At 73.4% G+C, this 12,239-nt stretch carries 9 protein-coding genes; 8 read left to right on the forward strand and 1 reads right to left on the reverse strand.

Features of this window, described 5'->3' with window-relative positions:
* Positions 1–2: 2 nt before the first annotated feature.
* Entirely contained in the window at positions 3–1,352 is a 1,350-nt protein-coding gene (hmgA, locus tag ACFYU0_RS26615; RefSeq protein WP_351671078.1) for a homogentisate 1,2-dioxygenase, read from the reverse strand.
* A gap of 359 nt (positions 1,353–1,711) precedes the next feature.
* Here hmgA and ACFYU0_RS26620 point away from each other — a divergent pair, with 359 nt between their 5' ends.
* The 8 genes from ACFYU0_RS26620 to ACFYU0_RS26655 all read left to right on the forward strand — a co-directional run bounded on the left by ACFYU0_RS26620 (position 1,712) and on the right by ACFYU0_RS26655 (position 12,228).
* The gene (locus ACFYU0_RS26620) at positions 1,712–2,329 is read left to right on the forward strand and encodes a TetR/AcrR family transcriptional regulator (protein ID WP_351671080.1); all 618 of its coding nucleotides are present in this window, start codon (positions 1,712–1,714) and stop codon (positions 2,327–2,329) included.
* Between the two features lie 139 nt (positions 2,330–2,468).
* Entirely contained in the window at positions 2,469–4,721 is a 2,253-nt protein-coding gene (locus ACFYU0_RS26625) for a molybdopterin oxidoreductase family protein (protein ID WP_389304630.1), read from the forward strand.
* Between the two features lie 133 nt (positions 4,722–4,854).
* Positions 4,855–6,249 (forward strand): CitMHS family transporter, encoded by a 1,395-nt coding sequence (locus ACFYU0_RS26630; protein WP_389304632.1) that lies wholly within the window; start codon positions 4,855–4,857, stop codon positions 6,247–6,249.
* A 68-nt stretch (positions 6,250–6,317) separates the two neighbouring features.
* Positions 6,318–7,610 carry an MFS transporter gene (locus ACFYU0_RS26635; RefSeq protein ID WP_389304633.1) on the forward strand — a complete coding sequence of 431 codons (1,293 nt, stop codon included), beginning with the start codon at positions 6,318–6,320 and terminating at the stop codon, positions 7,608–7,610.
* 99 nt (positions 7,611–7,709) lie between these two features.
* Positions 7,710–8,429, forward strand: coding sequence for a hypothetical protein (locus ACFYU0_RS26640; RefSeq protein WP_351671088.1), 720 nt, complete (start codon positions 7,710–7,712; stop codon positions 8,427–8,429).
* A complete protein-coding gene (locus ACFYU0_RS26645; protein ID WP_351671090.1) occupies positions 8,416–9,078 on the forward strand; it encodes a class F sortase in 663 nt (220 codons plus the stop codon). The genes ACFYU0_RS26640 and ACFYU0_RS26645 overlap by 14 nt, the downstream gene beginning before the upstream one ends.
* Before the next feature lie 283 nt (positions 9,079–9,361).
* On the forward strand, positions 9,362–10,702 hold the full coding sequence (locus ACFYU0_RS26650) for an ABC transporter ATP-binding protein (RefSeq protein ID WP_389304635.1): 1,341 nt from the start codon (positions 9,362–9,364) through the stop codon (positions 10,700–10,702).
* Positions 10,703–10,839: 137 nt separating this feature from the next.
* Positions 10,840–12,228 carry an aldehyde dehydrogenase family protein gene (locus ACFYU0_RS26655; protein ID WP_351671094.1) on the forward strand — a complete coding sequence of 463 codons (1,389 nt, stop codon included), beginning with the start codon at positions 10,840–10,842 and terminating at the stop codon, positions 12,226–12,228.
* Positions 12,229–12,239: the final 11 nt, after the last annotated feature.

Raw genomic sequence — 12,239 nt, forward strand, 5'->3', positions numbered from 1 at the left:
CGTCACAGCGCCCGGAAGTGGCGCTCGAGGCCCTGCCAGACGTCGTCGTACCGCTGCTGGAGGTGGCCGGCCCCGGCCGCCTGCGGGGCGAGCGTCAGCGGCCAGCGGGTCTCGAACATGAACGCCAGCCCGTCGTCGACCCGCTGCGGCTTCAGCTCGGCCGCGCTCGCCCGGTCGAAGGTCTCCCGGTCCGGGCCGTGCGCCGACATCATGTTGTGCAGCGAGCCGCCGCCGGGCACGAACCCCTCCGCCTTGGCGTCGTAGGCCCCCTCGACGAGGCCCATGTACTCGCTCATCACGTTCCGGTGGAAGTACGGCGGCCGGAAGGTGTCCTCGCCCACCAGCCAGCGCGGGGCGAACACCACGAAGTCGACGCCGGCCAGGCCCGGGGTGTCCGACGGGGACGTCAGCACCGTGAAGATGGACGGGTCGGGGTGGTCGTAGGAGATGGTGCCGATCACATTGAAACGGCGCAGGTCATAGACGTACGGCACATGGTTGCCGTGCCAGGCGACCACGTCGAGCGGGGAGTGGTCGTACGTGGCGGTCCAGAGGTTGCCGCAGAACTTGTTGACCACCTCCACCGGCCCCTCCACCTCCTCGTACGCGGCGACCGGCGCCCGGAAGTCCCGGGCGTTCGCGAGCCCGTTGGCGCCGATGGGACCGAGATCGGGGAGTTGGAACGGCGCCCCGTAGTTCTCGCACACATAGCCGCGGGCCGACTCGTCGAGCAGCTCCACACGGAAGCGCACCCCGCGAGGAATCAGTGCCACATGTGCGGGCTCCACATGGAGCCGGCCGAACTCGGTGTGCAGCAGCAGGCCGCCGCGCTCCGGCACGATGAGGAGCTCCCCGTCGGCGTCGGAGAACACCCGCTCCATCGAGGCGTTGGCGTGGTACAGGTGCACGGCCATGCCGGTCCGCTGGGTGGCGTCGCCGTTGCCGCCCAGCGTCCACAGCCCCGCCAGGAAGTCGGTGCCGGCCGGCGGCTCGGGCAGCGGGTTCCAGCGCAGCCGGTTGGGGTCGGGCACGGTCTCGGTGAAGGGCGCCGTGCGGATCGCGCCGTTGCCGGTGCGGGTGAACGCGGGGTGCGCGGCCGACGGCCGGACGCGGTACAGCCAGGAGCGCCGGTTGTGCGCCCGCGGTTCGGTGAACGCCGTGCCGCTGAGCTGCTCGGCGTACAGGCCGAGCGGCGCGCGCTGCGGCGAGTTGCGGCCCTCCGGCAGGGCGCCCGGCACCGCCTCCGAGGCGTGCTCGTTGCCGAACCCGGTCAGGTACGACAGTCCCTCGGCGGTCTTCCGCGCTCCCCCACGCTCGAACCCGCTCGCGCGGGAGGTACCCCCATCGCTCATTGATCGCTCCCTTGCGCTCCTGATTCCTATGCATCACCGTAGGAATGGTGGGGGTCCGGACGCAAGGGGGTCCCGGGTTCTCGCGCCGGGTCCACCCGAAGGGATGGGCCGGGAACCGGACTTCAGGGGGATTCGGGATGCCGGGACGTTGTTCCGACCTCCCGGGCATGTCGTGGAGGCCATGGACGGGCAGGACCCTCGCCGCGCCCGCGGTCTCGGTCCTGCTGCCGCTGTCCGGGCCGGTGCGACGGCCCCGGTCCGCCCATGAGCGGGACGCCCCCGGCACCGCCGATGAGTGCATCGGCCACTCTTCTCCGTACTGGGGGGCGAGGTTCACCCGACCCCGGCGGAGAGGCATCATGAAGTCCGTGCCCCACGCGACATCGCTTCGCCGCGCCCCGGTCCAGCGGCGCAGCGCCGAACGGCTGACCAGGATCCTCGACGCCTGCGCCGACCTCCTCGACGAGGCCGGCTACGAGGCCCTGAGCACCCGCGCGGTGGCGGCGCGCGCCGAGGTGCCCATCGGTTCGGTCTACCGGTTCTTCGGCAACAAGCGGCAGATGGCCGACGCCCTCGCGCAGCGCAACCTGGAGCGGTACTCCGAACGCGTCTCGGAGCGGCTGAAGGGCGAACGGCGCGGGGACTGGCGGGCCGCCGTGGACGCCGTACTGGACGAGTACCTCGCCATGAAGCGCACCGCGCCCGGCTTCTCCCTCGTGGACTTCGGCAACCAGATCCCGGTCGGCGCCCGGCAGGCGGAGCCCAACACCCGGGTCGCCGGCCGGCTCACCGACCTGCTCTCCGGCTACCTCGGCCGCACCCCCGGCGAGGATCTGCGCCGTGTCTTCCTGGTCGCCGTGGAGAGCGCCGACACCCTCGTGCAGCTCGCCTTCCGGGTCGATCCCGAGGGGGACGAGGCGATCATCCACGAGACCCGCGAGCTGCTGCGGGCGTACCTGGGGCGCGTCCTCGACTGAACTTGGCCCGCGGACGCGGCCGACGCGGGGGCTCCCCTCCATGCCTACCGGTCGGTATGCTCACCCCCCGAGCCCGCCGGAGCCCACCCGGGCCCACCGGGGCGGGCCCGGCACCGCCGCCGATCCTCCGGGAGGACCCGTGCCCCGCACCGCCCTGCGAATCTGCCCCCTGTGCGAGGCCACCTGCGGGCTGACCCTCACCGTCGAGGGCACCCGGGTCACCGGCGCCCGCGGCGACCGCGAGGACGTCTTCAGCAAGGGCTTCATCTGCCCCAAGGGCGCCTCCTTCGGGGCCGTCGACGGCGACCCCGACCGGCTGCGCGGGCCGCTGGTCCGCGAGGACGGCGCGCTGCGCGAGGCCACCTGGGAGGAGGCCTTCGACAGGGTCGCGGCGGGTCTGCGCCCGGTCGTCGAGCGGTACGGGCCGCACGCCCTCGGTGTGGTCCTCGGCAACCCCAACGTGCACACCATGGCCGGCGCCCTCTACCCGCCGGTCCTGCTGGCCGCCCTGCGCACCCGCAGCCTGTTCACCGCCTCCACGGTCGACCAGATGCCCAAGCACGTCTCCAGCGGTCTGCTCTTCGGCGACGCCAACGCCATCCCGGTCCCGGACCTCGACCGCACCGACCACCTGCTGCTGATCGGCGCCAACCCCCTGGAGTCCAACGGAAGTCTGTGCACCGCCCCGGACTTCCCCGGCAGGCTCAAGGCCCTCAGGGCCCGCGGCGGCCGGCTCACCGTGGTGGACCCCCGCCGCACCCGCACCGCCAAACTCGCCGACCGGCACCTCGCGATCCGCCCCGGCACCGACGCCCTGCTGCTCGCCGCGCTGGCCACCGTGCTGTTCGAGGAGGAGCTGACCGACCTCGGCGCGCTCGCCCCGCACGTCAAGGACGTCGACGAACTGCGGGCGGCCCTCGCCGACTTCACCCCCGAGGCGGTGGCCCCCGCCTGCGACCTCGACGCGGACCTCATCCGCGCCCTCGCCCGCGAACTCGCCGCCGCCCCCACCGCCGCCGTCTACGCCCGCATCGGGAGCTGCACCGTCCCGCACGGCACCCTCGCGAGCTGGCTGGTCGACGTCCTCAACGTCCTCACCGGCAACCTGGACCGGCCGGGCGGCGCCCTGTTCCCGCAGGCCGCCACCGACCGGACCCCGCGCCCGGCCGGCCCCGGCCACGGCTTCGCGCTCGGCCGCTGGCACTCGCGCGTACGGCAGCTGCCGGAGGCCAAGGGCGAGTTGCCGCTCTCCGCGCTCGCCGAGGAGATCGACACCGCGACGGACGCGGGAGAGCCGGTCCGCGCGCTCGTCGTCGTCGCGGCCAACCCGGTGCTGTCCGCGCCCGACGGCGACCGCCTCGACAAGGCCCTGGACTCACTGGACTTCATGGTCAGCGTCGATCCGTACCTCAACGAGACCTCCCGCCACGCGGACGTCGTACTGCCCCCGCCGCCGCCCTCGCAGAGCCCCCACCACGACTTCGCCTTCAACACCCTCGCGGTCCGCAACCAGGTCCGCTACAGCCGCCCCGCCGTCCCCCTCGAACCCGGCCGCATGGCGGAGACGGAGATCCTCGCCCGGCTGGTCCTGGCCGCGACGGGCCGGCACGGCGCCGACCCGGCCGCCGTGGACGCGATGGTCGTCGGGCAGACCCTAGGCAAGGCCGTCCAGGAACCCCACTCCCCGGTGCACGGGCGCGATCCGGAGGAGCTCGCCGCGCAGCTCACCGGGGAGAGCGGCCCCGAGCGGCGGCTCGACCTGATGCTGCGCCTCGGCCCCTACGGCGACGGCTTCGGCGCCCGGCCCGACGGACTGACGCTGCGCAGGCTGCTCGACCACCCGCACGGCATCGACCTGGGCCCGCTGCGCCCGCGCCTGCCGCAGCCCCTGAAGACCGTGAGCGGCAGGATCGAGCTGCTGCCCGGGCCGATCGCCGGCGACCTGCCCCGGCTGCGCGCCGCCCTGCGCGAGCGCCCCGCCGCACTGGTCCTCGTCGGACGCCGTCACCTGCGCTCCAACAACAGCTGGATGCACAACGTGCCCGCCCTCACCGGCGGCAGCAACCGCTGCACCCTGCAGCTCAACCCGCGCGACGCCGCACGCCTCGGCATAGCGGACGGGGAACAGGTGCGGGTCAAGGGCGCCGGGGGAGAGGTGACCGCGCCCGCCGAGGTCACCGACGCGGTCCGGCCGGGCGTGGTGAGCCTGCCGCACGGCTGGGGCCACGACCGCCCCGGCGTCCGGCTGAGCCACGCCGTCGCCGACCCCGGCGTCAACGTCAACCAGCTCCTCGACGGCAGCCTGCTCGACCCGCTGTCCGGCAACGCGGTCCTCAACGGGGTGCCGGTCGAGGTGGCGGCCGTGTCGGCGAAGCTGGGCGCGCTGACGTGAGTAGAGCTGTGACCTGGACTTTCGCGCTTATTGCTCGCGTGTCAACCACTTGTTAACGCCGTTTGACGGGACCTAACGTCGCACCGCCGGCCCCAGGCGGGATGTTCAAGGGCGAACGTTAGGTATCCATTTCATGCTGACCATTCTCGGCTTCGCCATGATCGCGACCTTCCTGGTCCTGATCATGCTGAAGAAGATGTCGCCGATCGCGGCGCTCGTGCTCATACCGGCACTCTTCTGTGTCTTCGTGGGCAAGGGCGCCCACCTCGGCGACTACGTCATCGACGGCGTCACCGGCCTCGCCCCCACAGCGGCGATGCTCATGTTCGCGATCGTCTACTTCGGTGTGATGATCGACGTCGGCCTCTTCGACCCGATCGTCCGCGGCATCCTGCGGTTCTGCAGGGCCGATCCGCTGCGGATCGTCGTCGGCACGGCCGTCCTCGCCGCGATCGTCTCCCTCGACGGCGACGGCTCCACCACCTTCATGATCACCGTCTCGGCGATGTACCCGCTGTACAAGCGGCTGAAGATGAGCCTGGTCGTGATGACCGGCGTCGCGGCCATGGCCAACGGCGTGATGAACACCCTCCCCTGGGGCGGCCCGACCGCGCGCGCCGCGACCGCGCTGAAGCTGGACGCGAGCGACATCTTCGTCCCGATGATCCCGGCCCTGGCCACGGGCCTGCTGTTCGTCCTCGTCCTCGCCTACGTCCTCGGCCGGCGCGAGCGCAAGCGGCTCGGCGTCCTCACCCTGGACGAGGCGCTGGTGGAGGCGCCCGAGACGCAGACCGTGCTGGTCGGCGCCGGTTCCAGCGGCACCGCGAAGCGCACCGGGGACGCCGGCTCCGGCGGGGGCCTGCCCGAGGCGCCCGAGGACGAGGGCTTCCAGGGCCTCGACCCCGGCCGCGCGACCCTGCGGCCGAAGCTGTACTGGTTCAACGCGCTGCTCACGGTCGCCCTGCTCACCGCCATGATCATGGAGTGGCTGCCGATCCCGGTGCTGTTCCTGCTCGGCGCCGCCCTCGCGCTGACCGTCAACTTCCCGCACATGCCGGACCAGAAGGCCCGGATCGCCGCGCACGCCGAGAACGTCCTCAACGTCTCCGGCATGGTCTTCGCCGCCGCCGTCTTCACCGGAGTGCTGCAGGGCACCGGCATGGTGGACCACATGGCCGAGTGGCTGGTGCGCAACATCCCCGACGGCATGGGCCCGCACATGGCCCTGGTCACCGGCGTGCTGAGCATCCCGCTCACGTACTTCATGTCCAACGACGGCTTCTACTTCGGCATCCTGCCGGTGCTCGCGGAGGCGGGCCAGGCCCACGGCGTGTCCACCGTGGAGATCGCCCGCGCCTCGATCGTCGGCCAGCCGCTGCACATGTCCAGCCCGCTCGTCCCGGCCGTGTACGTCCTCGTCGGCATGGCCAAGGTCGAGTTCGGCGACCACACCCGGTTCGTCGTGAAGTGGGCCGTCCTCACCTCGCTGGTGGTGCTCGGCGCGGGCGTCGTCTTCGGCATCCTCTGACCCGCCGGACGCCCAGGGGCGTTCACCTGAGGAAGCACCCCGAAAGCCTCCCGGAAGGAGAAGGTCTCATGGCGTCCGGTGGGAACCGCGGCTGGCTGCTCCGCCTCGTCGTCGCCTTCGGTCTCGCGCAGGGGGCGGTGTCGATGGCCCGGCCCGCCGTCTCCTACCGGGCGCTCGCGCTGGGCGCCGACGAGCGGGCGGTCGGCGTCATCGCCGGGGTGTACGCCCTGCTCCCGCTGTTCGCGGCGGTACCGCTCGGCCGCCGCACCGACCACGGCCGCTGCGCTCCGCTGCTCCCGGTGGGCGTCGTCCTCGTCTCCGCCGGCTGCGTACTCAGCGGGCTGGCCGGCTCCCTGTGGACGACGGCCGTGTGGAGCGGGGTGATGGGGCTCGGGCACCTCAGCTTCGTGATCGGCGCCCAGTCGCTGGTGGCCCGGCAGTCCGCACCGCACGAACAGGACCGCAACTTCGGGCACTTCACCATCGGCGCCTCCCTCGGCCAGCTCGTCGGGCCGATCGCCGCGGGCGCCCTCATCGGCGGCCCCGACATGGCCGGCAGCAGCGGGCTCGCCCTCGTCGTGGCGGGCGCGGGCGGGGCGCTCGCGCTCACCTCGCTGTGGCGCGTCGAGGACCGCACGGCCGTCAACTCCGCCCCGCCGAAGGGCGGCAGGGTGCCGGTCGGCGGGATCCTGCGCGCCCGGGGCGTGCCCGCGGGGATGCTCATCAGCCTCTCCGTGCTCTCCGCCACCGACATCCTCACCGCCTATCTCCCGGTGGTCGGCGAGCACCGGGGCATCGCCCCCGCCGTGGTCGGCGTCCTGCTCAGTCTGCGCGCCGGGGCCACCATCGCCTGCCGGCTCGTCCTCACCCCGCTGCTGCGGCTGCTGGGCCGTCCCGCGCTGCTCACCGTGACCTGCTTCCTGGCGGCCGTGCTGTGCGCGGGCGTGGCCGTGCCGGCGCCGGTGTGGGCGCTCGGCGTGATGCTGACCGTCCTCGGTTTCTGCCTGGGCGTCGGACAGCCGCTGTCCATGACGACGGTCGTGCAGGCCGCCCCGGCCGGCGCCCGCTCCACCGCGCTCGCCCTGCGCCTGACCGGCAACCGGCTCGGCCAGGTCGCCGCCCCGGCCGCCGCGGGCCTGGTCGCGGGAGTGGCCGGAGTGGCCGCGCCGTTCGTGATGCTGGGCGCGTTGCTGCTGCTGTCCTCGGCCGTGGCGGTGCGCTCGCCGGAGGGCGGAGAACGGTCGCCGGAGGCCGGTTCGGTGGCCGATCGGAAAGCCGATCCCGCGGCCGGTACGGAGGCCGATCCGGCGGCGGAGAAGGGCCGTGCGGGCCCGGCGTTGCGCCGCACGAGCGATATCTGACGGCGCGTCCGGCGTTGGTGCCGCGGGCCGTGGAGCGCATGCGTGAGAGTCCAGAGAAGAGCGATTTGTATGAAAATCGTCTAACTCGGAGGAGCTTGCATGCCCACCCTGACACTTCCACGGACCTTCTCCCGCGCGGGTGCCACCGTCCTCCTGACCACGCTCGCCGCGGCGGGCGCGTCGTGGGTGGCGGCCCCGGGCGCGGTGGCCCAGGGGGAGAACGGCGACATCAGGATCCACAACGCGCGTTCCACCAATCCGCCGTCGTTCATCGGCTCGGCGAAGGACGACCCGGTGGTCTGCAAGTTCTTCCTCGAGGCCGTCAACTTCGACTCGCTGCCCGTCATCACGTACACCATCACGCCCCAGCCCCCGCTGCCCACGGCCGCCATGGTGACGGGCACCATCCAGCTCGCCGGCGGCGCCGGCCACACCGACCCGCTGGGCCTCGCGGACGGGCAGTACAAGATCAGCTGGACCGTCGGGACGCCCACGGCCCTGAAGGAGAAGGTCTTCCGCGTCAACTGCCGTGACGGCAGGGTGGAGGGGCAGCAGGGTCCCGGCGGCCAGATCGAGGACCACCAGCAGAACCACGACCAGCAGAACCACGACCAGCAGGGCGACTCGGCCTGGGGCTCGGGCGGCGGCGACCACAACGACGGCGGCCCCAAGGGTGGTGTGCACGCGGGCGGCGGCGGCCTCGTCGACACCACGGGCGCGTTCTCGCCGGTCGCGGCCGCCGCGGCCGTCGGACTGGTCGCGGTCAGCGGCGCCGTGTACATCCGGCTGATCCGCCGGCGGCCCCATGGCGCCGCGTAGGCGCCGACCCAGGCCGTGGTACCGGACCCGCGCCTACCGCCTCGTCAGGACGGCCCTGCTCGCGGCCGTCCTGGTGACGGTGGGGGTCAGGTGCGGCGGACCGGACGGACCGGCCCAGGCGGGCGGCCGGTCCGGCGGCGACGGACGGCAGGGGGAGTCCGGTGACCAGGCGCCCCCGCCCCGCCCCCTGGCCACCCGGTCCCGGCCGACGGACTTCCGCATCCCGTCCCTCGGCATCGACGCCCCGGTCATGGGTCTGCGACTGGACCGCGACCATCAGTTGTCGACACCTCCGCTGGACCGTCCGAAGGAGGTCGGCTGGTACCAGGGCGGCCCCACGCCGGGACAGACCGGCACCGCCGTCGCCGTCGGCCACCGCGACACCCTGACCGGCGCCGCCGTCTTCGCGGCCCTCGCCCAGGTCGAGCCCGGCAAGCCGATCGAGGTCAGGCGCGCGGACGGCCGTACCGCCGTCTACAGCGTGGACCGGGTGAAGGTGTACGACAAGGCCGGCTTCCCCGACGAGGAGGTCTACGGCCCCGCCAAGCGCCCGGAGTTGCGCGTGCTCACCTGCGGCGGCCTGTACAGCCGGCGCACCGGCTACACGAGCAACGTGGTGGTCTTCGCCCACCTCACCGCGACCGGCTGACCCGCCCCGGGCGCCGCCTCCCGCGCCCCGCACCGGGCGGTCCGGAGCCCTAACCCGCCCCTCCGTTTCCGGCCCCCGCCTGGGGCGTGTTCCCGGACATCGTCACCACTCTTCCGCGACCGGGCACATTCCGTTAACTTCCGTGACTCGTGGGGCCTGTCGTCCCCTTCCCGCCGGCCGCGCGGCGGGAACGCGACGGCATGCCCCTGGGTCCCGTACGTCCGCACGGGACCCCGGACCCAAGGAGCAGCGGCGCTCCGCACAGCCCCCGGGGGCAGCACCCATGACACGCGCCATCTCTCTGCACGACGTGAGCAAGTCGTACGCCCGGGGCCCCCGGGTGGTCGACCGGGTCTCGCTGGACATCGCGCCCGGCGAGTTCCTGGTCCTGCTCGGCCCCTCCGGCTGCGGCAAGTCCACCGTGCTGCGCATGATCGCCGGCCTCGAGGAGATCGACGACGGCGCGCTGTTCCTCGACGGCGAGCACGCCAACGACTGGCTGCCCGCCGAGCGGGACATCGCCATGGTCTTCCAGAACTTCGCCCTCTACCCGAGCATGACCAGCCGCGACAACATCGGCTTCCCGCTGCGCATCGAGGCCCCCGCCGCCGACCCGGCCCCGCGCGTGGACGCGACCGCCCGCATGCTCGGCATCGAGGACCTGCTCGACCGGTTCCCCGGCCAGCTCTCCGGCGGCGAACGCCAGCGCGTCGCCATGGGCCGGGCCATCGCCCGCCACCCCTCAGCGTTCCTGATGGACGAGCCGCTGTCCAACCTCGACGCCAAGCTCCGCAACCACCTGCGGGCCGAGATATCCCAGCTCACCCGCGAGCTGGGCGTCACCACGGTGTACGTCACGCACGACCAGTCCGAGGCCATGTCCCTCGGCGACCGGGTCGCCGTGCTGCGCGGCGGCGTGCTCCAGCAGGTCGGCACCCCGCGCGAGGTCTACGCGCTGCCCCGCAACGTCTTCGTCGCCGCCTTCATCGGCACCCCGCGCATCAACCTGCTGCGCGGCCTGGTCCGCGCCCCGCTCGACGGCGCCATGACCATCAGCCTCGGCAAGCAGTACCTGCGCCTGCCCGAACCCCTCTCCCTCGACCACCAGTTGCTCCGCGTCCAGCAGGGCCGCGAGATCATCGTCGGGCTGCGCTCGGAGGCGGTGCGCATCGCCAAGCACAGCGCCGCCCGGCCCGGCGAGGTGCCGCTGACCGGGCTGGTGGAGCACATGGAGTTCCAGGGGCACGAGACGCTCGTGCACTTCAACACCGGTTCGCGCCCCGCCCTGGTGCCCGAGCTGGAGGCCCCGCGCCCGGCCGCCCGGGCCGCCCGCAGGCGCCGCCGGGACGGGGCGGGCGTGCTGGACCGGCTGCGGGAGCGGGCCGGGTCGCTGCGGGCCGGCCCCGTGGTGGTGCTGGAGCATCCCCAGGAGACCGTGCCCGAGCCCGCGCCGCCGGAGGGCCGGCTCCCCGGCGACCTGGTGGTCCGCACCACCCCCGACATCCGGCTGCGCCACGGCATGCAGGTGCCCCTGCTCGTCGACCTCGCCCACCTCTTCGTCTTCGACCAGCACGGCGACCGCATCTGCCCGGCGCCGGCCAGGCTGCCCGACCTGGAGGAGTGAGCCGCCGCCGATCCGGCGATGATGTCCCGGTACGTCCGGGTACCGGGGACCGCCGGCGCCCGGGCGAGTCTGGCGCACGAAAACTATCGCCGCTAGTTTGTGTGCCGGACGACGGAGACCCGCCGGGAGGAACCAGCATGAAGGCACATGACGGCCTGTACATCGACGGCGCCTGGCGCCCCGCCGCCGGCCGGGACGTGATCGAGGTCGTGAACCCGGCCGACGAGCAGGTCGTCGGCCGGGTCCCGGCCGGTGACGCGCAGGACGTCGACACCGCCGTACGCGCCGCCCGCGCGGCCTTCCCGGCCTGGGCGGCCACGCCCCCCGCCGAGCGCGCCGCGCGCCTGACCGCTCTGCGCGACGTCCTGGTCGCCCGCAAGGACGAGATCGCCGAGACGGTCACCGCCGAGCTGGGCTCGCCCCTGCAGTTCTCGCAGGCCGTGCACGCGAGCGTGCCGATCGCGGTCGCGGGCTCCTACGCCGAGCTGGCCGCGACCCACTCCTTCGAGGAGAAGGTCGGCAACTCCACCGTGCTGCACGAGCCGGTCGGCGTGGTCGGCGCGATCACCCCCTGGAACTACCCGCTGCACCAGATCGTCGCCAAGGTCGCCCCCGCGCTGGCCGCCGGCTGCACGGTCGTCCTCAAGCCCGCCGAGGACACCCCGCTCACCGCCCAGCTCTTCGCCGAGGCCGTCCACGAGGCCGGCGTCCCGGCCGGGGTGTTCAACCTCGTCACCGGCCTCGGCCCGGTCGCCGGGCAGGCCCTCGCCGAGCACCCGGACGTCGACCTGGTCTCCTTCACCGGCTCCACGGCGGTCGGCCGGCGGATCGGCGCGGTGGCCGGCGCCGCCGTGAAGCGGGTGGCGCTGGAGCTGGGCGGCAAGTCAGCCAACGTCATCCTGCCGAGCGCCGACCTCGCCCGGGCGGTGGGCGTGGGCGTCGCCAACGTGATGTCCAACTCCGGCCAGACGTGCAGCGCCTGGACCCGGATGCTGGTCCACCGCGACCGTTACGACGAGGCCGTCGAGCTGGCCGCGGCCGCCGCCGCCAAGTACGGCGACCGCATCGGCCCGGTCGTCAACGCCAAGCAGCAGGCCCGCGTGCTCGGTTACATCGAGAAGGGCGTCGCCGAGGGCGCCCGCCTGGTCGCGGGCGGCCCCGAAGCACCGCGCGAGCGGGGCTACTTCGTCAGCCCGACGGTCCTCGCCGACGTCACCCCGGAGATGACCGTCGCCCAGGAGGAGATCTTCGGCCCGGTGCTGTCCGTCCTGCGCTACGAGGACGAGGAGGACGCCCTGCGCATCGCCAACGGCACCGTGTACGGGCTCGCGGGCGCCGTCTGGGCCGGGGAGGAGTCCGAGGCGGTGGCCTTCGCCCGCCGCATGGACACCGGCCAGGTCGACATCAACGGCGGCCGGTTCAACCCGCTCGCCCCGTTCGGCGGCTACAAGCAGTCCGGGGTGGGCCGGGAACTCGGCAGCCACGGACTGGCCGAGTACCTCCAGACCAAGTCCCTGCAGTTCTGAGGAGCCAGCGA

Origin of the sequence: Streptomyces sp. NPDC003720 (assembly GCF_042875075.1) — a bacterium.
Taxonomy (GTDB): domain Bacteria; phylum Actinomycetota; class Actinomycetes; order Streptomycetales; family Streptomycetaceae; genus Streptomyces.